Genomic DNA, 23680 nt, shown 5'->3' with positions numbered 1-23680 from the left:
CCGCCGCTAATGCCGTTCAAGCGCCCGTTCGAGAACCCGATGAGCACCGAATACAGCACGCCGCCGTCCCAGGCCGCCACCGTCAACCCGATGCGTCTGCCCAACACCCTGCACCTCACCCTGGGCGCATTCGCCATGGTGATGGGCCTGGTGCTGCTGCTGGGCGTCAGTAACGCCGAACAGGTACGCGCCATGGGCCTGGGCTCGGTCGGCCGTGCCGTGACCGGCCTGACCCTGCTGCTGTTGGGCGGTGTGCATGTGGGCGTGGCCATGCGCTACTTCCGCTTCACCGTGCTGCCGGGCGAGGCCGGGCAGATTGCGGTGCCGTCGGGCACCGGCTCGGTCAGCAACCACCTGGTGGGGCTCATCAACGACGGCATCACCGTGCGCCCGCGCCCGGATGATCCGCTGCTATCCATGCTGTATGGCCTGGTGCCGCACCTGATCAACGCGCCGTCGGCCATCCGCTGGCATGCGGAAACCCAGCTGCGCCGCGCCGTGTATCTGGCCGGTGTGCTGGTCAGCTTCGCGCTGGCGTGGGTGTTCGCCCAGCCTGCGGCCTTTGCCTGGATGGCCGGCCTGTACTTCGCGCTGGCCGTGCTGCTGCTGAAGCCCTTCGCCACCCTGGCGGCCATCCGCCGCGGCGCCATGGAAGCGGCCCCCGACACCGTGCCCGCACCACGCTGGGGTGCGATGGTGGCGCTGCTGCTGGTATCCATTGCCGGCCCGCTGGCCATCACCCTGTCGCCGGTGCAGGTGCCGACGCCGCCCTTTGCCGTGGCCACCGTCGTGCTGCCCACCATCGCGGTGCTGGGCAGTGCGCTGATCGCCAGCGCGTTGTTCACCGTTTCGCTGATCGCCCAGACCGGCGGCTACAGCGCCTCGGCCGCGCGCCATCTGGTGCGCGAGGATCTGCAGATGCCCGATCTGACCAGTGGCCTGCTGGAGCGCCTGAAGACGCGCATGCCCTACTCCAGCCAGTACTACGCGCAGGACCACGATGTCAGCAGCGATGCCTTCGACGGTCACCTGCTGCTGGAAACCGAACCGCGCGTGCGCGCCGACCAGAGCGCACCGCGCCTGGCCGAGGCGTTCACTGCCGCCTGGAGTTCGGACACGCAGCGACCGCTGCTGGCGCTGGGCCTGTTCGGCCTGGTGCTGGGCCTGGTGGGCGTGGTGTTCGCCTTCCTGTACGCGCGCAGCAGTGGCGCGGCCATGATGGGTCTGATCGCGCTGGGCTTCATTTCCTCGGCGCAGTTCGCCCTGGCATCGGCACACAAGCTTTGGAACCGCGTGGACTTCCAGTCCACCGTGTACCGGGTCAGCTACCGCGGCACCTACCACCGCGCCAAGCGCGTGGCCGGCAATGCCTACGCCGGCAACGGCACGCTGGCCGAGGGCGCAGTGCGCTTCGGGCCGCTGCGGGTGGCGGTATGCGTGGCCGAAGTGACCTCGGTGGCCTTCGCACGTGGCGGCAAGCGCCACATCACCGCGCTGGACCTGCTGCCGGACGAATCGCGCGCCCTGTTCGGCGTCTTTGAGGACTACAGCCGCGACGCACAGGATCGGGCCGGCCAGTTCTACCAGCAGGAACACCAGGTGCGTGAGGTGATGAGCCAGGGCGCACGCCCGCCGGAGCTGCCGCAACGCCAGCAGACGGTGGAACAGGTGTAATGCACGGCCCCCGAGGTTCGCTTCGGGGGCCTTTCTTTGAGTGAAAGCGTGTCGCCAGGCGTTACGCTGGCTGGCACTGGAAACGGAGATTCCCGATGTCTCGATTCACTGTGATGCTGGCGCTGGCACTGGCGGCGCTCGCCTGTGGCGCGCCATTTACTGCGACCGGCGCGGAAACGCCCGCTGTTACCACCGAGGTGTTTGTAGAACCCGGTGACAACGCCGGCCTCGTACTGGAACACGCCCCCGCCACGCTGCACGCGCCGCCGCCGCGCTTGCCCGAGGGTGTCCAGGCACCGGCGTTGCCGATAGTCGTGGCGGCCGATGTGGATGCCACCGGCGTGGTGACCGATGTGATGGTGGAGCTCTCCAGCCGTCTGCGTGACGTGGATCGCGCGGCGTTCAGCACGGTCAACCAGTGGCGGTTCGAGCCGGTGGTGATTGATGGGGTTGCAGTGCCAGTGCGGTTGCGGGTGAAGGTGCGGTTCCTGGCGGAGGACTGACAGACCAGTGCCAAGCGGGAGCTGAGCGCACGCGCCGTACAGGCGGTCTAGCCCGCGCTGGCCGCACGCACCTGAATGTCCTGCTGCACGCGCTCGTCCTCCAGCTGCTGCTGTGCAAGATTGGCCGCTGCACGCTGCGCCGCCTCGTGGCTGACCGCATCGAACGCCTGCAGCGATTCCTCCACCGGTGTCTGCACCGCCTGCTCGGTGGGCATGTCGGCCCGCCGGTGGGCGGGGTCGGCCGGATCACCCTGCACCACGAACAGCCGGTGGCCAGCGGGATGCTCCGCGGTGGCGTTGCTGACCAGCACGTGGTCCACCCGCTCCAGGTCGTTGTCCTTGGCCAGCACCAGCAGGCTGGCGGCCACCCGCTCGCTGGTTGCATCGAAACTGCGGCCGTAACGGGCGTCCAGATCCTGCACGCGCTCACAGATCTGCTGGTAAAGCGGGTAGTCGGCATGGCCCGGGCGCGTGGGGTTCGTTGTGTCCTCAGGCGCGCCCTGCAGCGGCTCAACAGTGCCGGGCTGGGGCGCAGATGCGGGTGCCGCAGCTTCGGGCACTGTCTCCTCAAGCACCACCTCGGGCGCTGGCGCAGGCTTGACTGCGGTCTGCTCGCCCTCAGGCGCCACGGCGCGATCGACGGCGGGCTGTTCCGCAGTTCCCTCTGGCACAACCTGTGTCGCCTCCGGTTCGTTCTGCAGCGGCGCTGCAGGTTCCATCTGCACGTCCGGCGCAGGGGGCGGGGGCGGCGGGTCTGCGACCACAGTGCTCGCGTGGGCCATGGGCTCGCGTTCAGTGGGCTCGTCCCGCACACGCTGCGCAGTGACAGGCGCTGCCTCGGCCTGCGTTGGCAGTGACTCAGGCGTAGTGTCGTGGCTCGGCTGCAGCGACGGCTCGGCAGCCACCGGCGTGGAATGCGCGGTAGCGGGACGTTCGGCCTCTACCTGCGGCGCCGGGTGCTGCGCCGCTTCGGTGCGCCGCTCGGGCTCTGCAGTCTCCTCAACCTGCCGGGATGGCTGGGAGGTACGTGGATCATCCGTCGGCAGCAGAGCATTGGGATCGCGCTCCCGTGTTGGGCCAGCCGGCAGCACCGGTGGCGCAGCTGCAGCCGTCGGCTCAACAGGCGTGGGCGGGCGCTGCCGTTCCGCTGCGCGCTGTGCTTCGGCGACGGCGTCGCGCGCGTCGGCAGGTGCGGGATCGTCCGGCCGCGCATGCTGTGCAGCAGCCGACGCCACCTGCCCTGCATCCACCGTGGCCGCACCCTGCCGATTCGCCTCCTGCAGCGCCTGCTGGTACGCCTCTTGTTCGCGCGGCGACAGTGCGGCAATACGCAGCTCGGGCGACTCGGGTATCGGCGCCTGCTCACCAGCGCGCTCGCGCACTTCACGCCACGCCGCCTGCAGCTCTTCGGTGCTTGTCGTGGCAGCCGGCCGGGCCACGCCGTCTTCGCCCACCTGGTAATGGGTAATGGCGCGCGATTCACCCGCAACGCCGTCCACCGGGGGCGCCAATTGCTGCAGCGTGGGCCCGTTGATGCCGTGCTGGCTGCGTGTACGCTCCATTGCCAGCTCGATGGCGTCCATCCACTGCGGCGAAGGCGTGATGCCGGCCGAAGCGTATCTATGCCGCACCTCGTTGCGGTTCATCTCCGCATTCGTGGGTGCCGGCCTGGCCTCCAGTTCGGCAAGGCTGCGCTCGAGCGCATCCAGCGATGGCTGCTGGATGGTTCGGGTCAGCTCCAGCTCCAACGCCATGTTGCCCTGGGCCACTACACCCTGGTGCGACCATTGCCCAGCCGCATCGCGGTGATACAGGGTGTTGTCGGACCCAAGAATGGCATCGGGCTTGGCGCGCGCCGCGTCCACGGCGTCCGGCACCAAGGGCACGAAATCACTGGCGCGGCTTGCCGCGCGCGCTTCTAGGTAGCTGGCTGCGATTGCCGCCTTGCCATGCGCGATGTTGTCTTCAATGCGCTGCACGGCCTGCCGGTTCAACTCGGCCGCACGTTCCGGGGTGGCTATCTGGGTTTCGTACACGCCGCGATCGTTGGCCCCCACCACGTCTGTCTTGACCTGTCGGATCCATTGCTCGGTCTGCGGATCGCGCTGCCAGTTCTGGTTGTCCAGACCGTTCACATCCTGCGGGCCAGCGGGAAGGTTGAACGGGTTCTGCGGCTCGGGCGCCTTGCCCAGTGCCAACTCGACAGCGCTCGCGCTGGCCTTGGCCCCCAGCTCACGCGCCTTTTCATAGCTGGCACCCACGCTGAACTCGACAGCGTTGGGCGAACGTTCGGCGGCATCCTCCAGCTTCGCCTGGCGCTGCCAGTTCAGCCTGTCGAACTTCCAAAGCACACCCGCCGCGTCTTCCTGCTGATACACCGCACGGTTGTCGAGCAGATCGGCACCCTTGTCGAAGGCCTTGCTCATGAACAGCGCGTCGGCCGCCACCACCGCCGCCGGCACGAAGCTGGATGTGCCGATGAGCGATGCCGTGGCCATGCCGCCCAACCAGCCCCCGCCACTGCGTGCGAGTGTGTGGTTGAACTCGGACTGGGCGGCTGTGCCATTGCCCTGCTGCAGGTGCTCGGAAATGCGTTGGGTGGTCAGGATGGCGTCCACGCCGGAGGCGAGGAGACCGCCGGAGCGGACGAGCTGACTGGCGGAGGCTTCGCCTATGAGGACGTCGAGGGTTACGAAGCCGCGTTGCGAGACGGGTTTGTATGCATGGGTCGCTGTATGGGTAAGATCATAGAGGTCTGCCCGAGCTCTACCGATGCCGGGAAGGTCGTCCACCAAGGTCTGCTGAACGCGAGCACGCGTCGCTTCGGAAAGCGCCAAACGGCCAGACTGCTCCGCATCCGATACCGCAAGCCGCATTTCCATTCGCCCAGCGACTTCACGCGCCAACGCATCACGCTCGCCAGGACCTGCCACAAGATTCTGAGGTTTGGCAAGAACCTCATCGAGCAAGCGCCCAACCCGCGAGTCCGACCGGACCATTGCCGCCCACTCTGACTCAACGGGACGCATGCGATTGAGCTCATTCAACTGAACAGCGTGATCAATCCTATACTGCGCTCTGGCACCAATCGTGCGAAGGTTGACCTCGTCGGTTTCACGCGATGTCATGAAGTTCGGCGTGGTAGCGAATAGGTCACCATTGATCAACGCCACCTTCAACGTGTCACGCAGCTCTTCGACCCGAGAGGCGACGCGCTTCAGTGCAGCTAGATCGTCGTTCAGGGCGGCGATACCGTCTCCAGATCTACCGATCGCGTTGATGGCATTGGTCACACCTGACGTATACGAGCTGCGCGTACGGCCCCGGTGCGGCGATGCTTCAAGATCTTCAGCGAGCCCACCGTTTACCGCAAGGTACAGGCGGTTGGCCGACGAGTCTGGATCAATCAAACCCCGCTCAACCAGCTTATCGAGCAGTTCGTTGTTTACGAACAGGCTCTTCTCAAGAACATGGTGGCTTTGCAGGATCACTCCATTGGACTGCATTCTCGCGATCTCCTTCGCAATGACTCTCGTGCGGAATTGCTCGCTGGGCGATCAAAGGCTGGCGGCATCCATCAGCCACACTCCACGCGTGAGGGGAGTGTTTCCAAATCCAGACTCAATCATCGCGTCACGCATGACGCGATCGCAGTACACATCTGCAGTGAACGGAGTCCTGAACACATGGGATCCAGCTACGACGTCCTTGCGAAAGGCGAGATTGGCGCCACCGGCTATGTCATAGAACTTGCCATTTGGATATCCATCCACGAGCACTTCCACGTTGGATGCTGCCTGATCAATTGCATCCAAGGTGCGAACGACTTCACACAGAAAGTATGAATTGTCCGCAGAGAAATCCGCAGATACAAACGCGCACTTCTTGAACTCGAACCCCTCCGGATCAACTCTTTCAAGTACATTCTTGAAAGCCTCGGAGACTAGCCAATAGCCTTTGAATCCTCCCTCGAGATCACGGGGCATTTCCCCAATCGAACTGTCATAGCGAAGGCACGGGACATCCCTCAGGCCCGAGAGCCCCCCGCTTCCGGGCGGCAGACTGAGGTGGCGTGCCAGCGGGATGTCCTGTTTGTTCTCCAACACTAATCCTCGTCCGCGGCCACCACCCCTGGTATCCGGCGTTACGAGGTAGAACTCGCCACTCCTCGGCGCGTTGACTTCTTTCACTCTGATCTCCCGATTCGAAGCATTCTCTGCCGTACACACGCCTTGGTGCCCCGGCCTCATCCGCCGCCGATTTCTCCGCCTTCTCGCATACAATTCCGTGCCAAGGCAAATCGCGTGCGCCGGCAATCAACGGCAGCTATGTTTGGACGGCTTCATCCACGATGGCCGGCAACGGCCCCTTTTTACTCGGGGCTGGGCCTTCGGGCAATCGGAATGCAATGAAACCCCATATGGAACGGACCTGCGTCACACCCTGCGCCCGCCCTCACGGCGAGGAACCCATCGCCGGGCCAGGTCTCCAAGGCACCGGGCTGAGAACTCGAATACAGCCGTGCCCAGCGCAGGGAGGTACTCTGGCCTTGCGGGTGGGGACCATAGCCCCCGGCAAAGGCCAGGACCCTCAAGGAGTTCAACATGCAAGGAAGACAGCTGATCTTGGCAGCTACGCTCGCGCTGTTCAGCGGAACATTGAGCTGCACGTGGTGAAGCTGCAGGAAGCGAAGAAGGGTTTTGTGCTTCTACCGCGTCGCTCCGTGGTCGAAAGCAGCTTCGGTTGGGTCAACCGCTTCAGGCGTCTGGCCCGGGACTACGAGCGCCTACCTGAGACATTGGCTGGGCTCCACTTGGTCGTCTTCAGTATCCTGCTGCTGGGAAATGCCGCCAGCCTTCTTCAAAGTCCATAACACTCGCTTGGTCCCCATCCCTTGGCTGATAGATTCTGTTAGCGGATTCGTGCTTCTCAATGAATCCCTCCTGCGCCAATAGTTGCAGGAGAGGATGACTGTCAAACTCAGCCTGCTCAAAAACATGGTGGCTTTGCAGAATTGTCATTGAGATCGCTCCTTCCTTGGCAGCAGAAACCAATCTATCGACAGAGATCAGTAGTCAGCTGCATCCTCCAACCAGACCCCGCGCGGATGCTCGCACCCACCAAACCCGCTCTCCACAAGGGCATCCCTCATGACTCTGTCGCAGACGATTCGTCGAGAATGAAGATCCATGAAGAGATGCGATCCACGGGTAACATCCTTATGGAACGCAAGACGCGCCCCGCCTGCAAGGCTGTAGTACTTGCCGCCAGGGTACCCGGTGCGCACGTTGACCACTGACGCAGCTTCATCAATGGCGTCGAGCGTCCTCACCACCTCGCAGAGAAAGCGCGCCTCTCCCTCCTGATCACTATCCTGGACGTACTCGCAGCGAGCGAAGGAAACCGCGTCCGGATCTACAGATTCAAGCACCCGCTTCAACGAATCAGATACCAGCCAATAGCCTTTGAACCCGCCTTGCAGGTCAAGAGGCAGTTCGCCCTTGCTGACGTCGAAGCGCAATTGTGGGATGACCGCCAGCGCTTTGAGCCCACCACTACCCGCAGGCAAGCTCAGAGCCTCAGCGAGTGGAACATCATCGGCATTGCTCAGCGTGATCCCGTGACCGCGCCCCCCTCCCCGGGTGTCTGGGTCGATCAGATAGAACTCGCCCTTCTTGGGCGCATGCTGATTGGTCATTGTCTGTCTCCCACGTTCTCCACCGCAGTTACAATCCGTATCGTCTCTGAAATGAGCTGTCGCCGCTAGCGCTCCGCGAGCCCCTGCCCCCCCATTGGACCTCGCTCCCTCAAGTCTTGTCACAACGACTTCCGTGCGCTTGCGAACCGACCAATGAGAGACCGATGGCGTCCATCAGCCAAGCGCCACGCTTGAATGGACTGACGCCAAATACAGATTCGATCAGGGAACTCCTTTCCAACTGGAAAGTCTGTCTGGCGCTAGTAGTCCGCAGCGTCTTCAATCCAGATACCGCGCGAATTCACTGCCGTCCCAAATCCGTGCTCAACCAAGCAGTCGCGCAACACCCTATCGCAGTACACCCGGCTACCTGAGTGGATGTCCATGAACACATGTACCGCACCCACCTCAGCCACTTTGAATGACAACTTTGCTCCACCGGAGAGGCTGTAGTACTTACCATTCGGGTAGCCTTCAAGGACCTTCACGCTGGATGCCTCTTCATCAACGGCGTCCAGAATCCGTCTGATTTCGCATAGGTAATGTGGCTCATCTTCCGAGCCATCCTCAAGCTTGAAAGTGCACCTCGCGAAAGAAAAGCCTTCTGCGTCCGCTTGCTCCAAAACATCCTTGAGCGCCTGCGATACCAGCCAGTAGCCTTTGAAGCCGCCATGCAGATCCGAAGGCATGTCGCCGATCTGGCTATCGTAGCGAAGCCTGGGAACCGCCTTCAGCGAAGCCAGTCCACCGATTCCAGCCGGATCGCTCATGAATGCAGGCCAGGGGATCTCATCCTCATTGTCCAACTCAACCCCGTGCCCCCGACCAGGCGCGCCGATATCGGGGCTGAGCACATAGAACATGCCTTTAGGCGGGTCAACCTTACTCATGTCTACCTCTTTCATCCTCGAGCTACTTTGCTGGGACAAACGCGAGCCAAATCCCGCCTGTGCGCGTGAAATGCTGGCAGCGCCGTTCTGTAGAACACCTTGGCGACCACAGGGCAACTACTACATTTCCGCCGGCTGGCTTTCGTTCCGATGCTCGCTGGGGCAACAGCCGTGCGTTCGCTGCCCAACGAACCCTCCAATCTCAGCCGGTCACCACGTCATGGAACCAGACCCCGTTTGAAGAGCTCTTGGTGACTATTCCGGCGGCTTCCACCGCCTCCTTGAAGACGCGATCACAGAACACACCTTCGTAATACGGGAGGCGGAACACGTGTGCATCGCCAATGACCTCCCGTTTGAACGCCAAGCGCACAGTGCCGGTAAGTCCATAGTACTTACCCTCCTCATAGTCATCACTGACGATGATTCTCAACTGAGATGACTCTTCGTCCAACGCGTCCAACGTTCGTACGACGTCACATAGAAAGTACGATTCTCCGCTTGCTCCGTCGGAGAAGCGGTAGTCGGTTTCGTTGAACGCAAATGCCGCGGGATCCACCGTTTCCATGACATGTCGAAGCCGTGCTGATACAAGCCAATACCCACTCATGCCTGGCTCAAGATCCTCGGGTGGCCATCCTTCCTTCTCGTAGTACACGAGACGGGGAACTTCGCGGAGAGCTGGGAAGCCACCGCTATCCGGACGCAGCAGAAAGTGTGGAGGCGTCTTGAGCTCCGATTCATTCACGAAGATCACGCCGTGCCCCTTGCCGCGACGCCTTGCATCTGGCCGCAACTCGAAGTGCTCGCCCTTCTTCGGAATATTCGATGTCATGAGGGGCTGTCCTAGCGAATGATCGAGAGCTCGCAGTCATCGACTGCAGAGGACAAGGCTGCCAGATTTCCAGGCGAGCGCCTAAGCAGAAGCGTGCGCAGGCCTGGGAGGTTCTCAAACACCACACCCTTTCGCCTTCCCGGTCGGGTGGCATCCGGCATCAGGAGGACGAACTCGCACCACTCGGGATGACTCATGCGCGAAGGCTCTATTTCATGCAGATCATCTTTCATTCCCGCTCCACGATGATCAGATGCGTGCTGCATCGATGAAGGAGATCCCGCTCAGCCTTGTGGCCTTGGGAATCCCCGCCGCCCGGATGGCGTCGACGAAGCGGCGGTCGGCGATGACAAACGTACTGAACGGCGTAAGGAACACGTGAGCGCCACTCAGGGCGCTCCTGTTGAAAGCCAGGCTCGCCCCACCGGTGATCGAGTAGAACTTTCCATTCACGAAGTCGTCGTCCACCTCTATGTCCAGCCGGGATCTGTCCTCATCGAGTGCGTCCAACTCACGCACGACATCGCATAGGAAGTAACGCGGCCCCCGCGCGCCGTTCTGCATGCGGATCTCACACTCCACAAATGCAAACGCTTCCGGGTCGACCGCGCACATGGCATTGTGTAGACGCTCGGAGACAAGCCAATAGCCATCGAAGCCACCCTCCAGATCGCGCGGCGTGGGCCCTAGAGATGCATCAAAGATGATGCGCGGCGTCTCGCGCAACTCGGGAAAGCCACCACCCTCCGGACGCAGGATGAGTCGGGGCGGCGTAAGCAGCGCCTGCACATTGTCGAAGACGGCACCTCGAAAAGGATGATTCGTCTCCAGATCAGGCGCGAAGAGGAAGTACTCTCCCGTCTCGGCCAGGCCATCGTCTGTGGGCTCCATCGCGTGCCTCCTGGGCATCCCTGTAGCGCTGCAATTCGCTTCTATACGACCAGCACCAGATCCCCATTGATCAGCGCGACTTTCACAACGTCCTGCTAGTCCCGCACAGCGCCCGCTGCCCGTGCAACCGCGGCCGCCTCGGCAGGCAGGTAGAGCCGGTTCTGTGAGGCATTCGTATCGAATGCTCCGGCCTCGTTCAGACACCGAAGCAGTGGGCTGCCGGCAACGATGGTCGGCCCAATGATCAGCTGCAGATCGAACCGCCCTTCCTGTTCATCACTATTGGACATGCTTCTCCCTTCCAATGGGCACCCGGCAAGATGGCTAGCAACGGCCTCTTTTTACTCGGGGCTGGGCCTTCGGGCAATCGGAATGCAATGAAATCCCATATGGAACGGACCTGCGTCACACCCCGCGCCCGCCACGGTGGGGAACCCATCACCGGGCCAGGTCTCCAAGGCACCGGCCTATGAACTCGAACACAGCCGTGCCCGGCACAGGGAGGTGCTCGGGCCTTGCGGCTGGGGCCATCGCCTCCGGCGGAGGCCAGAGTTCTTCTTGCAGCTTCAGATATCTGTTGCGTCCGTAAACCACAGCCCTCGGGATATTTCCCCGCCACCGATTCCAGCGGCCAGAATCGCAATCCGCAGTGCGCTGTCGCAGAACACCAGATTTCCAGAGTAAGGCGTCCGGAAAATATGCGAGGCTCCAATCACATCCTTGCGGAACGCCAAGGAGCTTCCTCCTCGAAGGTCGTAGAACTTGCCTTCTGGATAGCTTTCGTCTCGAACAACACGAAACGTTGAAGCGTCTTCGTCGACCGCGTCCAGGACGCGAGTAACATCACATAGGAAGTAGCTTGGCCCCTTGGAGCCATCAGCTAGCCTGTAGTCGCACGCCACAAATTCAAATGCATCCGGGTCGAACGAGACGAACACGTCACGCAGGCGGGCCGAGACCAGCCAGTAGCCACTCATTCCCCCCTCGAGGTCCTCCGGAGGTTCACCCTTCTTGGGCGAGTAGACGAGTAGCGGTTTCTCGATCAACGGAGGAAATCCCCCTCCCTCAGGACGGAGAACAAGCCGTGGAGGAACCCTAAGGTTTTTGACATTCTCGAACACCACGCCATGCCCCCTCCCGCCACGAGTTGTGTCAGGCATCAGCAGGAAAAACTCCCCACGCTTAGGCAGGTTTAACTTCGACGGCTCTATACTTCTCATCCCCCCCTGAATACCGGCTTCCAGCCTAATTGCAGCTGGAAGTTGCTGGAAGAGGTATTCATATCGAACACTCCCCCTGTTCAAGGCACCGGCCTGAGAACTCGAACACAACCCTGTCCAGCGCCGGAAGGTACTCTGGCCTTGCGGATGGGGGCCATAGCCCCCGGCAAAGGCCAGGGATCTCAAGGAGTTCAATATGCAAGGAAGACAACTGATATGGGCCACTACGCTCGCGCTGTTCTGCGGAACAACCCATGCCCAGACCTCCGCTGCCGCTGCCGCTGCAGATTTGGACGCGGAAATGGAAATCGTTACCCGCAACTACATCACTGAAAACCCCAGCGTTTCGATCGATGACGCCATCACACGGCTCGCCATCCAGGGCGAACTCAATCCCACGTTCGAAGCGCTCAGGGACGAGTTCGCGGACCGCCTGTCCTCCCTTTCATTCCGGCATGCACCCGATCAGCACATCTTCGTGGAACTGACCGGAACCGAGCCGGTGCCCAACCGGGTAGTGAAGACCGAAAGCGGAAGCACGCGCGTGGTGTTCGAGACCGGGAACGTGCACACGGAAGCGGAGTTCGATCGGATACTGGAACGGAACAACCCGCTGATCTTCAGCTCGATTCCAGGGTTGACAGGCATCTCGGGCTTTCCGGGCGAGAACCGCGTGCTGATCATGATCGAGGGCGATGCGGAGATGGCCAGAAGCCTGGACCCGCAGGTGAGGCAGCTGGTGCGCGCCATGGGGCTCAAGGTCGACATTGAGCCCAACCACCGCAGATCACGCAATCTCTAAACTGGACCTGAAAGTTGAGAACCTCACGACCAAGCCTCGCCAGCCTTCCAGTTCGCTCACCCCATGCGCATGCCTCCCGCCGTTTGCGCGGCAGCATCACGCTGCTGGCTCTCCTGCTGACGTTGCTCAGCCAATCGCGCGTCGATCTGCTGGCTGCGATTCACTTCGTCGGCAAGCGTCTGCTGCGGCTGGTTCAGATCGACCATCGCCCGATATCCGGGTGTCGTGCCCAAGACAAAAATCTTCCCCTCGTGAAGCACCGCCTCACGCAACTGCTCTGGTTTCTGTATGCCGGCCTCCCTTGCCGCATTGACAGCAGAAAGCACCTGCCCATCACTAACAGTGGTCGCCAGCTCTGAACGCATGCGGTCATACAGTTGTTGCGAGTCCTTCGAGAGTGCAGCTCGCTCAGGAGGCTGCGACCCTTCTACCTCGGTCAACAACTTTTGCAAGCGCGTTGGCTTCTTCGGAAGCGGATTTTCCTCAAGCGTGTTGAGCGTGCTATTGGGGAATGGCTTGGGAATGCTCTTCAGCGCATCCAGATTTGGCAGCACCTTCATCGTCCCATCGAAGTCCCGGTCCGGACTATCGAGCTTCGGCCGAAGCCCCGCTTGACGCAGGCCCGTCCATACGAAGTCGACGCAGCTGTTCGATGCTCCGTTGTAGTACAGGCCAAACTGCTTTTCGTTTCTATCGACACCAGCCTCGCCGTACGCCTTCAACTTTTCGTACTGTTCCTCGGTGATCTCCAGCCGATAGGTGTAGCGCGGGTTCTGATACGTCTTGTACTCGTCCTTTACCACCTGGCCGGGACCCATGACGCCGGTACTAATGGGACAGAACCCATAGCCATCCTTGTCTTTCGAGTTGGATACCATGAAGTACGCGTGGCCAGCGGAGGAGGAATGGAGCGATCCGCCCTGGTTGACCACCGTGGTGCCCGGCGCTGCCAGATACACAGTCACGGTATAGGGGCCCTTGCCCTCTCCAGCGTGTGCCACGCCACCTGTACCAGCCTGGGATGAGTTCTGCATTTGACTCTCCATGTCTTACTTCACGTTGTAGTTGGCAACAAGAAGCTCAACCTTCAGATGTGCGATGCGCGGATTCTCCTGCAGGTTGGTCACCTGCAAACGGTATCGTCCAGGCGACAAGCTCTCGGCTGTCGCACTGGCCACCTCGAATTGGCGATAGGCCATGGACATGTCGTATTTACCGACCTTCACCAAGCTGTTTGAATCGGCCCCGGTCGGCGAGCGCTGCGGAAAAACGTCGCTGCTTGCTTGAATGAAGACGGGGCTGCCGGACACGGTCGAGGGGTTGAGCCGATGCAGGACCACCGGCGTCTCATCGCTCCCATCCACCCTCCACAACTGCACTCGCAAGGGCAGCTCCGCCTTTTCCAGGAAATCCGCATCGCCGGGCTTCATGTCTGGGCGCCCCGGTGGGCCGCCCGTGCGGAAGCCAATCAGGAATGTCCGAGGCCGGGGGTCATCTTCCCAAGGCGGCGGCAGCTCGAACCGCGCCTGCGCTACGGCGCCTGCGTGAACAAGATCCATCGGCTTGGCGACCGGGAAACCATCGCCATAGACAGGAGGTTGGTTGCCACCGCACGCGGCCAGCAGCAGCGGCAAGGGCAGCATCCATTGCTTGAACAGGTTCCTCATCCTCACCTCAGACCGTGGAGATACATCGCGAACAGAACGCGCGGCTTGTTTATACACCCCCATTGCCGTGGGCGCCTGAAGGATGCCTCCGAACGCCAAAGACTGAGCGGTGCGTCTCTGTTACTGGTACGCGAAGGGTATCTCTGCACTGGAACGTGTCGACGGATCGACCTGATCCGTGCCAATTGCGACTCGTGAGAAGCGTGAGCGAGGGGAGGAGACCTGTTCGTATCCGTATAGTGGCTCCATCGCTGGAATGGACCTGATGATGGGCACTGTCATGCCGTTCAACTTCGATGCCCGAGAAAGTCCACCGTAGTAGGACGGAGCGGAATCTCCATCTTCCACCTCAGGACGCTTCCAGATGCTCAGTTGGGTGGCGGCGATAGTCGCCAGCACCGCACCAACGACCATGAAGGATCAAAACATGCCAAGTACGTTCTATCCAGATGCGAAATCAGAAGCCGAGATGCGGAACGCGGTAAGGGTCAGCCTTTCCCGCCTGCAGGGCGGCGGGCCATCACCTGCAGAATATTGGTTTGTGTTCTTCCGCAACGACGAGCGCGTAGCTGTCGCGGGGGCGGAAGGAGGACTTGATTGGCCCTTCAGCGAAGAGGGGCGTCGGGAGACAATTTACTCGCTCGATTTCACACATCCGCAGTCATTGAAATGCTTGCTCAGCAAGAAATCAGCACTAGGTAGCACCGAGGACGATTTTTCGTTTCTGCGCAGGATCGTTCATGCGCTGCTAGCGGCTGCTGGCTCCGGCGTCAGCTCACCGATCACCGTTCGCTACGTCGCCTTGACCACCCACGATGCCTTGACCGGCGCGGGGGTGCCCGCGAACGCGCATCACGTGCTGGATTCGCTGGACAGCTACCTGCTTCTCGCCAGCCTGGAGATTCCGCCAAGGGATTGAGGACGAAACGCCTCAAGGGCCCTGCAAGGCGCCCTTGGTAGGCGTCGATGAAAAGGGGGCGAACCCCAAAGCGCCCCGCCGCTCCTGACATCCCCATCACCCGCTTTCACGCCGCTGGAATCGCGGCCTGCGCACGATCAGTCACACCCCCAAGCAGACCCAAGCGATGGCCCCCCAAAGCCTCGCTACCTGATCCTGATGCAGCAACTCGCCCCCGATTTCTGGAACCTGCGCGGCACCTTCAAGGTCGCCGGGCTGCTCGACGTAGGTACGCAGCTTTCCGTACTCCGCCGCAGCAATGGCCGCTTCGTGGTGCTGGACAGCTACAGCCCCAGTGACGCCCAGCGCCAGGCCCTGCTCGGCCTTACCGCCGGCGGCACTTTGGTGGACGCGATCATCAACGTGCATCCGTTCCATACCCTGCACTGCGAGCCCCTGCACCGGCTGTTGCCCGCTGCCCGCCTGATCGGCACCCGCCGCCATCTGCAGCGGGCGCCGCACCTGCCGTGGGATCCACACGTGATCGAGGACGTGGCCACCCAGGCTGACTTTGCCGACGACTTGGATTTCTCCATTCCCGCGGGCGTGGATCTGGTGCCGGCCAATGACAGCGTGCACGCCGGTTCGGTGCTGGTCCGCCATCGCCACAGCGGCATTGTCCATGTGGATGACACGCTGAACGTGTTGGCAGCGCCCGGCATGCTGGGCAGGTGGCTGCCGCAGTCGCGCCTGAAGTTCCATCCCACGCTGCCGCGTGCGCTGCAGGCCCGCGCCGGTGCCGCTGATGCGTTTGATCGCTGGGCCCGCGCATTGGCCGCGCGCTGGGCCGGCACCCCGTTCGTCTGCGCCGCCCATTCGGCGGTGCGCAGGCTGCCCGCCCACGGCTGGCGCGACGAGCTGCTGAAGGCCCTGCACAACCTGCAGGGCGCGCTGCACCGCCATCGCCGTCGCTACGGCTGACGCCGCTCCTACCCACGCCCTCCCTTCCCCAAGACAAGGTGGACCTGACCATGACCAAGCAGCAGCTCACGACCATCAACCCGCTTACCGAACAGGTGCTGGATACATACGCCTACATGTCCGACGCGCAGGCAGCGGACACCGTGAAGGCGTGCCACGAGGCTTTTCTGCAGTGGCGCCTGCGCAGTCTGGAAGAGCGCGCTGCGGTGGTGGCCGCCATTGCCCGCAAGCTGGAAGAGAAGAAGGAAGCCTTCGCCCAGCTGATGACCAACGAAGTAGGCAAGCTGATCGGTGACAGCCGCAGCGAGGTGGATCTGTGCGTGGCCATCTGCAAGTACACCGCCGAGCAGGGCCCGACGGTGCTGGCTGATGAAGAGCGCCCCTCGGCCAATGGCGTGGGCATAGTGACCCATTCGCCCATCGGCGTGGTGTACGGCATCCAGCCGTGGAACTTCCCGGCCTACCAGGCGGTGCGCTACTCCATCGCCAGCCTGATGGCCGGCAACGGCGTGCTGCTGAAGCATGCCGAAAGCTGCACCGGCAGCGGCCTGTTCCTGCGCGACCTGTACGAGGAAGCCGGCCTGCCCAAGGGGCTGTTCGGCGTGCTGCTGATCAGCCATGACCAGTCCGATGCCATCATCGACCACGACCTGGTGCGCGCGGTAACGCTTACCGGTAGTGAAAAGGCCGGGCGCACCGTGGCCGAAAAGGCCGGCAAGGCACTGAAGAAGACCATGCTCGAACTCGGCTCAAACGATGCCTATCTGGTGCTGGACGATGCCGACCTGGAACTGGCGGTAAAGACCTGCGTGAAGGGGCGCCTGTTCAACAACGGCCAGACCTGCGTCAATGCCAAGCGCTTCATCGTGACCGAGAAGAACTACGACGCGTTTGTTGAGGCGTACGCAAAGCAGTTCGAGCAGATCCGCATGGGCGACCCGAATGACGGCAAGACCCAGCTCGGCCCGATGGTGTCCAAGGCCCAGCGTGACACCCTGCACGAGCAGGTCAGCAAGAGCGTTGCCCAGGGCGCGCGGCTGGTGGTGGGTGGCGAAGTGCCGGCCAAGACCGGATGGTTCTACCCGGCCACGGTGCTGGCCGATGTTGCGCCGGGCCAGGTGGCGTATGAGGACGAGCTGTTTGGGCCCGCTGCGGCCATCATCAAGGCCAAGGACGATGATGACGCCATGCGTATTGCCAACGACAGCCGCTACGGGCTGGGCGGCGGCATCTTCAGCCGCGATGTGAAGCGCGCGCGCGAGCTGGCCACCACGTACTTCGATACCGGCATGGTCTGCATCAATGGCTTCAACGTGGCCGGCCCCACCCTGCCCTTCGGCGGGGTGAAGGCATCGGGCTACGGCCGTGAGCATGGGCCGGAGGGGCTGAAGGAATTCGTCAACATCAAGTCGATTACGCTGCCGGCAGGGGCGTGATGCGGGGGCGCTGTCTGCCGGGTCACGAGGCAGGACGACCTCCATTCAGGTGAGCGAATCGTTGATGGAATTGTGAACTCGAGAGCACTTCTGATCATGGTAAGACAGCGCTGCTCAGGCTGCACGCCATATAGTGGCCAGACCGCTGCAATGGATGTGCTGATGATCAGGAGTTCTCTACGAGCGTTGGGCGCTCGAACCGCCACATGTGGGCTTGTGGCTCTCTTGGCGCTCGGAGTGGGTTGCGCGCGAACACCTGGTGCGTCCAGCGCCGGCGAGCGGAGCTCAGGACCTGAAGCACAGCCGTCCAGCATTCCGATGGCCGAGCTGCAGGCGCGCATCCTCACTTACGCAGATTCACTCAGGTCGCGCGCGGACATCAGTCCAGAGAAGTTCGGTGAGGCGATTGGATTCACCCTATTGCCCGTCCAAGGAAACAGCATCAAGACCCAGGCAAGAAGTCTTGGCGTGGCGGAGGGCTACAACTACAGCGCGTCCTATTTCTCTGTCGAAGCGCCGGATGACTATCCCATGCACTCGATCATCTTCTATCAGGCGGGAAAGCCATCTGTCACCGAATCGCCCGACGGCGTCTGCTACTGGGACGCAGACAAAGCGGGGCGCGAGCTGGAACGGCTGGGGTACTCCGGGGGAGAGGAATCTCCATTCCAGAGAGGTGGTATCAGGAACTACTGGCGTGCAGGTAGTGAGGGGAAACAAACGCTGAGGACCAGTCTACTCACCTACGCGAATGGGACGAGCCCACGTGCAGCAAGGTGCGTCTATGAAGTGCGGTTCGGAGGAGCTGACCAGTGACGATAGGACGACCTGAAGTCGGACAAGCAGCTGCCGATGGGTAGAGATGGATGTGCGGCGCGTGATGCTCTGCTTTCAGGACGCAAGCCTTTGGAGAGACGTGGACGCTGAGCGTACGATCAGAGCACACTGGCCAATGGGTTGAGTAGGAACGACTATGCCAATGGACTTCAAGCCACTCGGTAGTTCTGCGATTGACGCCAGCAGCGGCGTATCCATCCCGCAGCCTCGCATGCTACCCGCAACTCTGCCAGAAGGCGGAACAGGCATCGAGCTCCAGTACGCATTCCGTCGCAATGGCGATCGAGTGGGCGGTTTAGGGATCTTCGGAATCGAGACTGCATTGGTGATCAATGGTCACCGCGAGTGGCTGTACAAGCTCGAGATCACGCACCATTCGGCCTTCGATTCGATTTTTAGACTGAAGCGAAAGATTGGAAACACGGATGATGATTTCATCTTTCTGTCCGCCATTGCCGAGGGTCTTGGAGCTGTATTTGTAGGCAGCGCCGATAGTACCGAGCCACAGAGAAATGTGGTTGTGACTTCTCTCAACGCCCTCAGTCAGCATGGAGTTGCGCTGCCCCAGCACATTCCATACTCAGCGAATGGCGAGATTGTCTTGGCAGAGGCATGCGTTCCCGACAGCCAATCGCAGGCGGTGGACCCGTAAGCAGATGCGTGTTCAGTTACTTTTCCGCACAACCGTGGGTGGAGCGACCAACAGAGCGAAGGACAGTCCGCTATCGCCTCATCAGGTGGAGCGAGTTCCCGGCTACATCGATGCGTTCGAACGTCATGCCCCTCCTTTCAGTCGCCCTCCCCTCCGACCCAGCTTTTCCCAAGAACGGGTCCCGATAGCACAGCAGCTATGGTAACCACTGTCATGCCTTTCAATTTTGAACCTAGAGAGGCGTCTGCCGTAGATGAACTGAGCGGAATCTCCATCCTGCGACCCAGGATGCTCCCAGATGCTCAGCTGGATGGCAGCGTAGGCATTGAATACCAGTACACCTTTAACCGCGACAGCAAGACTGTGTGGGCCACTGGCTTCTTTGGCAAGCAGGCACTCATCAGCACGAACGGCGGTCGCGAACGCCGTTACACACTGGATCTTGGCCCTGATTGGGTACTCAATGACATGCTCAAGTTCAAGGACTCACTCGGCAGTTTAGATGAGCCATTTGCGTTCATTCAGAGCCTTGCACAGGGTCTTGTGATTTCGTTCGCTGTACAGGTCGGCAACCTGCAGAACCTGCGCTTTGTAGCTTTCACCCGCGCCGACGCACTGACACGAGCTGGGGTACCGGTCCCGGAGGGAACTCCAATCTGCGATGACGGCTCCATCATCCTCGCCAGCGTCTTCATCCGCGCTCACCAAGTCTGAGGAGGACCTTCATGGCCAGCTCAACCTTCGATGACTACGCCAGGACAACGTTCTCTGTAGCGACAAACGTAGCCGACGACACCACCATCAGTTCCCAGCAGATGGACGACGTGATCGACTGTCTGACGTCAGCTGGATCTGGCCCGGGTCGCGCGGCGAGTGCTGCGGAATAGGTGGAGGGAAGGCTGCAGAGCCTCCTCGACTCGTGAGGCATCACACTGCTTGTGGTTGGGGCCGCAGGAGCATTCCAGGGAATTGTCTGGAATGAAGGTTGGTTCGCGGGCAACTGAAGGCGGGGCGGGTGACGCAATTGGCTTGCTGAATGTGTGAACCAGCGAGCAGTACGGAGGGCCTTAGGAACTGGCCCATAGAGCAGCCAGAATGAGGGGCGTATAGTCCGCAAGAAGACGCGATGGGATCATTGATTCCCATCGCCTGCAACCGGACTCCATTGAAGGATCAACCATGCCGCTGGAATTTGAGCGTCAGCCAGGCTCCGCAGTCGATCGCCGCACCGGCGTGATCATCACCGCACCGCGCATCTTGCCGGCGAGCCCCCCCGAAGATCCGAGCCACACCGAGTATCAGTATCTCTTCTATCTCAATGGCCAGAGAGTTGACGGACTGGGGCTCTTTGGAAGCGATGAGATGGTTGAGACAGAGAGTGGCCGCGAACGCGTGTTTGCTCTGGATCTGGGTCGCGACTGGGTTCTGAAGTCTATCCTCGGCTTCAAGCAGACGTTGAACAATCAGGACAGCAACTTCGCCTTCCTATGCTCAGTTGCGCAGGGGCTGGTGCTGGCGAACATGGACCACAGCAGCCCAAAGTATGGCGTGCGATACGTTGCGATCACCACGGCCGAAGCACTTGCTCGCAACGATATTCCTACAGTCGGCTTGGCGCCCGCTCACCATGGAGGCGTCATTATCTTGGCTGAAGCAGTCAATCCCATCCGTGCGGATTGAGGCTGACCGTCATGTCAAAATTCACATTCGACGATTTCGCTCTCGCCACATTGGGCGGAGCTAAGAACACTTCTGACGGCAGCCCGCTTTCAATGCAACAGAAGCAAGAGGTGATCTCCTATCTGAGATCACCGCAATCGGGGCCTGATGGCGTTACGAGCTTCGCTGACTACGTCGCTACGAAGATGCAGGCACATCCTCCTGAGCTTCCCGCAGGCACCGACTATCTGGGTTTCTCGGCTACTGATCGCAGTGGGAAACTGAATTTTGATCATGCCAAGAACTATGCAAAGGACGTAAACGGCAGCGCCGGCATCATTGGTGACACGCCTTGGGGACGCTTCATTGACGAGATGAGGACGGACCCTCTGAAACACCCGGAGTTCCAGATCATGGAGCGAGGGCTTGAGCGCTTCATGAATGCGCAGGGGACGGAGCCTTGGGGCGGCAATCATAGAGGAGCGCTGCAGGACGTCATGTGGAACGCTGGCAGTCCGACGTACTTCGAGAACGCCATCGCCACAAACAGGCCCTTAGTGGCATTCGTCGATGGCGCAATGCCGGGACGTGGCTTCGACAAGTTTGAGCTAGCCACCGCCCTCGATCACCCCACCGTCCGCATCAACGGCTACCCCATAAGCGCATTCGGTCCGGACCCGCTCACCTTCGCCAGCCAGTCAGCCGCCGAGTACCAAACCCTCGAGCGCACCCTGGCCCAGCACGCCACCACCAACACTGGCCAAGCGGTCGACGTCGCCCAGGTACGCCTGCACCTGAAGCCTATCGATGGCTATGACGCCATGGGCAAGACCCTCTTCGAAAAGCCCCTGCACGATTACAGCGCCCTAAGCCTGCACGAGATGTCCACCACCCGCGCGGAATGGGTCGCTGCTCGCTCGGCGCTGTCTACGGGCCCGCGCTTGTTCGCCGATCTTCCCGAGCCACTGCCCCATTCGCCAATGCAGCCAGGCGCACCGCGCGGGCCTCCGGGCGTGGCAGTAGCCGAGGCAGTGCCCCACGGGGTGAACCCCGGCATGAAGGCACTTGGCGTGGCCGGCGTCGCCCTTATGGCGCACGACTTCGCCACTTCCGGCCACAAGTGGGTTGAACTGAACTCGCAAGGCAACACCGCAGGGGCCGATTCCACTTCGGCGCACTTCGTCGGTCGCAACCTGGGCGGTGCGCTGGGCGGCTTCGCCGCAGGTGCGGGCATTGGCCTCGTATCCGGTTCGTGGTCGGGCCCCGGCGCTGTTGTTGCGGGCATCGCTGGCGGCGCGCTTGGCGCCCACCTGGGTGAGCAGTGGGCCGCACAGAAAGACATCGAGCGGGTCTATATCCAGCAGGACCCGTTGCACCGCACCTGGACGCGTAGCCCGGCAGACCCGGAGGGCCGCTGGCTGCGCAGCGCCGAGCAACAGCAGGTGCAGAGCGCCGATCTGGGGACTGGCGTGGAAGTTCGGCCCGTGCAGACGGCACAGGGCGCCGATGTCACCTTCAAAGCCGACTATGTGGCCACCGGCACGCTGGAGCGCCAATTGAACTGGCAGGCCGCCCGTGCCTCTTACGAGCTGGGCCTGGCCAACCTGCCACCGCCGCAGAATCCCTATCGACTCAATGCCAGTGGCTTGAAAGAGCCGCCACCCAGCGCCTTCGAGACCGGACGGGAGTTCGTACGCGATACCGTCTCGCGGCAATGGGAGCTGGAGATACGGGAAGTCGTTGACGGGCGCACGCCCATCACCCGGCGCGAGTCCGTTCCGCCGGAACGCGAACCGGCCCTGGATGAGCAATCGCGCACCGTCATCGCGCAGAACGCGGCCAACACCCCCGCGTCGGTGGCGTCGCGCTACATGGTGGCCCACGAGCAGGGCCGCTGGAGTGATTTCGGCGACGCGCAGAACCCGTCCGTTCCGCAGGCAATCCGCAAGGCGCAGGACGGCGCCGATACCCTGCGTGCAAGCGACGGCCGCAGCTACAGCCGCCACTCGGATGGCCAGTGGGTCCACGACGGCGTTGCCTACGACACCCAGGCCAATCGCAATATCGGCGATGAGCTGGAGATCACCTGGCAGAGCCAGAACGCCGGCATTGCAGACATGGGCAGGATGGCCGAGCAGATCAAGGCCACCGTACACATCGCGCCTGAGGGCGTGCGCGGCCAGGTGGAAACGCTGTACGCAAAGCATGGCATTCCGCGCACCGAGGAGCAGCTTGCCGCCACTACGGCTGCGGTTGAACAGAAGCTGGCCGACGTTGGACGGCAGACCGACATCACGCTGGAACTGATGCCGGACCCGCGCACGCACGCGCCCAGCGCGGACAGCGCCATCGCCTCCTTCGGCACCGCCCCGGGCAACCGCATGGAGCTGACTTCCACCACCACCGTGGAGGACATGGTGCGCATGCAATCGGCCCATGGGGCCCCGTCCCCTGCCCTGCCGCAGATGGATGGGCAGCAACGCGAACGCCCATTCGTTCCCGCCGTGGGACAGGAACCGGAACGCCCCGCCCACGCAGTGCACGGCCACGCCGGCAAGCCCGTGGAGGAACCCCAGACCGCAGGCAGCCCGCTGCTGCCGGGCCACCCCGACTACCCACTCTACGAGCAGATTCGCGACGGCGTTTCGGCCCTGGATGCCAAGCATGGGCGCAGCTTCGATGCGATCAGCGAGCGCATGAGCGCGAGCCTGCTGGTGCTGGCCAAAGACAGCGATCTGTCACGCGTGGACCACGTAGTGCTGAGCAATGCGACTGCGCAGACCCCTGCGGGGCACACGGTGTTTCTGGTGCAGGGCGAGCTGAACGACCCCTCGCATCTGCGCTCCTCAATGCCCACAGGGCAGGCCGTGCAGACGCCCGTAGAGCAATCGCTGCAGCGGTATGAAAGCGTGAGCCAGGAAGCGCAGCAGCGTGCGATGGGTCGTGAGCTTGAGCAGCAGTCGCAGGAAGAGCGGATGCAGCAGGAGGTGAGAGGGCGTGCGGCGAGTATGGGGTGATCCCCCCCCCGGTACCCATG

General features: G+C 62.0%; 22 protein-coding genes and 1 pseudogene. 12 read left to right on the top strand and 11 right to left on the bottom strand.

What is annotated here, in order from left to right; all coding sequences use genetic code 11:
- The first annotated feature begins 9 nt into the window (after positions 1–9).
- Positions 10–1674, top strand: a complete 1665-nt coding sequence (locus G4G00_RS00220; protein WP_164270584.1) for a hypothetical protein — start codon at positions 10–12, stop codon at positions 1672–1674.
- 95 nt (positions 1675–1769) lie between these two features.
- Positions 1770–2177: a TonB family protein gene (locus G4G00_RS00215; protein WP_164270582.1), complete on the top strand. Its 408-nt coding sequence runs from the start codon at positions 1770–1772 to the stop codon at positions 2175–2177.
- 47 nt (positions 2178–2224) lie between these two features.
- Here G4G00_RS00215 and G4G00_RS00210 read toward each other — a convergent pair whose 3' ends face one another.
- Together G4G00_RS00210 and G4G00_RS00205 are read right to left on the bottom strand one after the other, a co-directional pair.
- A complete protein-coding gene (locus tag G4G00_RS00210; protein WP_164270580.1) occupies positions 2225–5683 on the bottom strand; it encodes an XVIPCD domain-containing protein in 3459 nt (1152 codons plus the stop codon).
- Positions 5684–5734: 51 nt separating this feature from the next.
- Positions 5735–6367 carry a DUF1629 domain-containing protein gene (locus tag G4G00_RS00205; RefSeq protein ID WP_234412722.1) on the bottom strand — a complete coding sequence of 211 codons (633 nt, stop codon included), beginning with the start codon at positions 6365–6367 and terminating at the stop codon, positions 5735–5737.
- 467 nt (positions 6368–6834) lie between these two features.
- Between G4G00_RS00205 and G4G00_RS00200 the strand changes: the two are divergent.
- Positions 6835–7050: pseudogene (locus G4G00_RS00200) on the top strand (transposase); the annotation flags it as partial.
- Here the strand turns inward: G4G00_RS00200 and G4G00_RS00195 are convergent.
- The 7 genes from G4G00_RS00195 to G4G00_RS00165 form a co-directional block, all read right to left on the bottom strand.
- Positions 7001–7198, bottom strand: a complete 198-nt coding sequence (locus G4G00_RS00195) for a hypothetical protein (protein ID WP_164270530.1) — start codon at positions 7196–7198, stop codon at positions 7001–7003. The pseudogene G4G00_RS00200 and the gene G4G00_RS00195 sit on opposite strands and share 50 nt — an antisense overlap.
- Before the next feature lie 47 nt (positions 7199–7245).
- Positions 7246–7875, bottom strand: a complete 630-nt coding sequence (locus G4G00_RS00190) for a DUF1629 domain-containing protein (protein WP_164270578.1) — start codon at positions 7873–7875, stop codon at positions 7246–7248.
- A gap of 260 nt (positions 7876–8135) precedes the next feature.
- Positions 8136–8765 carry a DUF1629 domain-containing protein gene (locus G4G00_RS00185; protein WP_164270576.1) on the bottom strand — a complete coding sequence of 210 codons (630 nt, stop codon included), beginning with the start codon at positions 8763–8765 and terminating at the stop codon, positions 8136–8138.
- Positions 8766–8967: 202 nt separating this feature from the next.
- On the bottom strand, positions 8968–9600 hold the full coding sequence (locus G4G00_RS00180) for a DUF1629 domain-containing protein (protein WP_164270574.1): 633 nt from the start codon (positions 9598–9600) through the stop codon (positions 8968–8970).
- 249 nt (positions 9601–9849) lie between these two features.
- Positions 9850–10491, bottom strand: coding sequence for a DUF1629 domain-containing protein (locus G4G00_RS00175; RefSeq protein ID WP_164270572.1), 642 nt, complete (start codon positions 10489–10491; stop codon positions 9850–9852).
- 95 nt (positions 10492–10586) lie between these two features.
- Positions 10587–10781: a hypothetical protein gene (locus G4G00_RS00170; RefSeq protein ID WP_164270570.1), complete on the bottom strand. Its 195-nt coding sequence runs from the start codon at positions 10779–10781 to the stop codon at positions 10587–10589.
- 276 nt (positions 10782–11057) lie between these two features.
- Positions 11058–11711 carry a DUF1629 domain-containing protein gene (locus tag G4G00_RS00165; protein WP_164270828.1) on the bottom strand — a complete coding sequence of 218 codons (654 nt, stop codon included), beginning with the start codon at positions 11709–11711 and terminating at the stop codon, positions 11058–11060.
- Positions 11712–11907: 196 nt separating this feature from the next.
- Between G4G00_RS00165 and G4G00_RS00160 the strand changes: the two genes are divergently transcribed.
- Positions 11908–12513 carry a hypothetical protein gene (locus G4G00_RS00160; protein WP_164270568.1) on the top strand — a complete coding sequence of 202 codons (606 nt, stop codon included), beginning with the start codon at positions 11908–11910 and terminating at the stop codon, positions 12511–12513.
- Between the two features lie 56 nt (positions 12514–12569).
- On the opposite strand, the gene G4G00_RS00155 is transcribed toward G4G00_RS00160, so the two are convergent.
- On the bottom strand, positions 12570–13547 hold the full coding sequence (locus G4G00_RS00155) for a lytic enzyme (protein WP_240336056.1): 978 nt from the start codon (positions 13545–13547) through the stop codon (positions 12570–12572).
- A 15-nt stretch (positions 13548–13562) separates the two neighbouring features.
- Positions 13563–14180, bottom strand: coding sequence for a hypothetical protein (locus tag G4G00_RS00150; protein ID WP_240336055.1), 618 nt, complete (start codon positions 14178–14180; stop codon positions 13563–13565).
- 364 nt (positions 14181–14544) lie between these two features.
- Between G4G00_RS00150 and G4G00_RS00145 the strand changes: the two genes are divergently transcribed.
- The 8 genes from G4G00_RS00145 to G4G00_RS00110 all read left to right on the top strand — a co-directional run bounded on the left by G4G00_RS00145 (position 14545) and on the right by G4G00_RS00110 (position 23660).
- Positions 14545–15099 carry a hypothetical protein gene (locus tag G4G00_RS00145; RefSeq protein ID WP_164270567.1) on the top strand — a complete coding sequence of 185 codons (555 nt, stop codon included), beginning with the start codon at positions 14545–14547 and terminating at the stop codon, positions 15097–15099.
- A gap of 198 nt (positions 15100–15297) precedes the next feature.
- Positions 15298–16059 (top strand): hypothetical protein, encoded by a 762-nt coding sequence (locus G4G00_RS00140; protein ID WP_164270566.1) that lies wholly within the window; start codon positions 15298–15300, stop codon positions 16057–16059.
- A 50-nt stretch (positions 16060–16109) separates the two neighbouring features.
- Positions 16110–17495, top strand: a complete 1386-nt coding sequence (locus G4G00_RS00135; RefSeq protein ID WP_164270565.1) for an NAD-dependent succinate-semialdehyde dehydrogenase — start codon at positions 16110–16112, stop codon at positions 17493–17495.
- Positions 17496–17813: 318 nt separating this feature from the next.
- On the top strand, positions 17814–18311 hold the full coding sequence (locus G4G00_RS00130; protein WP_164270564.1) for a hypothetical protein: 498 nt from the start codon (positions 17814–17816) through the stop codon (positions 18309–18311).
- Between the two features lie 163 nt (positions 18312–18474).
- A complete protein-coding gene (locus G4G00_RS00125; protein ID WP_164270563.1) occupies positions 18475–18984 on the top strand; it encodes a hypothetical protein in 510 nt (169 codons plus the stop codon).
- Between the two features lie 213 nt (positions 18985–19197).
- On the top strand, positions 19198–19698 hold the full coding sequence (locus tag G4G00_RS00120; RefSeq protein ID WP_164270562.1) for a hypothetical protein: 501 nt from the start codon (positions 19198–19200) through the stop codon (positions 19696–19698).
- Between the two features lie 465 nt (positions 19699–20163).
- Entirely contained in the window at positions 20164–20664 is a 501-nt protein-coding gene (locus tag G4G00_RS00115; RefSeq protein WP_164270560.1) for a hypothetical protein, read from the top strand.
- 11 nt (positions 20665–20675) lie between these two features.
- On the top strand, positions 20676–23660 hold the full coding sequence (locus G4G00_RS00110; protein ID WP_164270558.1) for an XVIPCD domain-containing protein: 2985 nt from the start codon (positions 20676–20678) through the stop codon (positions 23658–23660).
- Positions 23661–23680 lie beyond the last annotated feature (20 nt).

Origin of the sequence: Stenotrophomonas sp. B1-1 (assembly GCF_010894375.1) — a bacterium.
Taxonomy (GTDB): domain Bacteria; phylum Pseudomonadota; class Gammaproteobacteria; order Xanthomonadales; family Xanthomonadaceae; genus Stenotrophomonas.
The sequence above is the reverse complement of the archived record's forward strand: the minus strand, read 5'-3'. Positions and strand labels throughout refer to the sequence as shown.

Excerpts from the sequence above, each read along its gene's own strand:
- G4G00_RS00220 (WP_164270584.1), top strand. The coding sequence starts at position 10 with ATGCCGTTCAAGCGCCCGTTCGAGAACCCGATGAGCACCGAATACAGC.
- G4G00_RS00215 (WP_164270582.1), top strand. The coding sequence starts at position 1,770 with ATGTCTCGATTCACTGTGATGCTGGCGCTGGCACTGGCGGCGCTCGCC.
- G4G00_RS00210 (WP_164270580.1), bottom strand. The coding sequence starts at position 5,683 with ATGCAGTCCAATGGAGTGATCCTGCAAAGCCACCATGTTCTTGAGAAG.
- G4G00_RS00195 (WP_164270530.1), bottom strand. The coding sequence starts at position 7,198 with ATGACAATTCTGCAAAGCCACCATGTTTTTGAGCAGGCTGAGTTTGAC.
- G4G00_RS00190 (WP_164270578.1), bottom strand. The coding sequence starts at position 7,875 with ATGACCAATCAGCATGCGCCCAAGAAGGGCGAGTTCTATCTGATCGAC.
- G4G00_RS00185 (WP_164270576.1), bottom strand. The coding sequence starts at position 8,765 with ATGAGTAAGGTTGACCCGCCTAAAGGCATGTTCTATGTGCTCAGCCCC.
- G4G00_RS00180 (WP_164270574.1), bottom strand. The coding sequence starts at position 9,600 with ATGACATCGAATATTCCGAAGAAGGGCGAGCACTTCGAGTTGCGGCCA.
- G4G00_RS00175 (WP_164270572.1), bottom strand. The coding sequence starts at position 10,491 with ATGGAGCCCACAGACGATGGCCTGGCCGAGACGGGAGAGTACTTCCTC.
- G4G00_RS00170 (WP_164270570.1), bottom strand. The coding sequence starts at position 10,781 with ATGTCCAATAGTGATGAACAGGAAGGGCGGTTCGATCTGCAGCTGATC.
- G4G00_RS00165 (WP_164270828.1), bottom strand. The coding sequence starts at position 11,711 with ATGAGAAGTATAGAGCCGTCGAAGTTAAACCTGCCTAAGCGTGGGGAG.
- G4G00_RS00160 (WP_164270568.1), top strand. The coding sequence starts at position 11,908 with ATGCAAGGAAGACAACTGATATGGGCCACTACGCTCGCGCTGTTCTGC.
- G4G00_RS00155 (WP_240336056.1), bottom strand. The coding sequence starts at position 13,547 with ATGCAGAACTCATCCCAGGCTGGTACAGGTGGCGTGGCACACGCTGGA.
- G4G00_RS00150 (WP_240336055.1), bottom strand. The coding sequence starts at position 14,180 with ATGAGGAACCTGTTCAAGCAATGGATGCTGCCCTTGCCGCTGCTGCTG.
- G4G00_RS00145 (WP_164270567.1), top strand. The coding sequence starts at position 14,545 with ATGCTCAGTTGGGTGGCGGCGATAGTCGCCAGCACCGCACCAACGACC.
- G4G00_RS00140 (WP_164270566.1), top strand. The coding sequence starts at position 15,298 with ATGCAGCAACTCGCCCCCGATTTCTGGAACCTGCGCGGCACCTTCAAG.
- G4G00_RS00135 (WP_164270565.1), top strand. The coding sequence starts at position 16,110 with ATGACCAAGCAGCAGCTCACGACCATCAACCCGCTTACCGAACAGGTG.
- G4G00_RS00130 (WP_164270564.1), top strand. The coding sequence starts at position 17,814 with ATGGCCGAGCTGCAGGCGCGCATCCTCACTTACGCAGATTCACTCAGG.
- G4G00_RS00125 (WP_164270563.1), top strand. The coding sequence starts at position 18,475 with ATGGACTTCAAGCCACTCGGTAGTTCTGCGATTGACGCCAGCAGCGGC.
- G4G00_RS00120 (WP_164270562.1), top strand. The coding sequence starts at position 19,198 with ATGCCTTTCAATTTTGAACCTAGAGAGGCGTCTGCCGTAGATGAACTG.
- G4G00_RS00115 (WP_164270560.1), top strand. The coding sequence starts at position 20,164 with ATGCCGCTGGAATTTGAGCGTCAGCCAGGCTCCGCAGTCGATCGCCGC.
- G4G00_RS00110 (WP_164270558.1), top strand. The coding sequence starts at position 20,676 with ATGTCAAAATTCACATTCGACGATTTCGCTCTCGCCACATTGGGCGGA.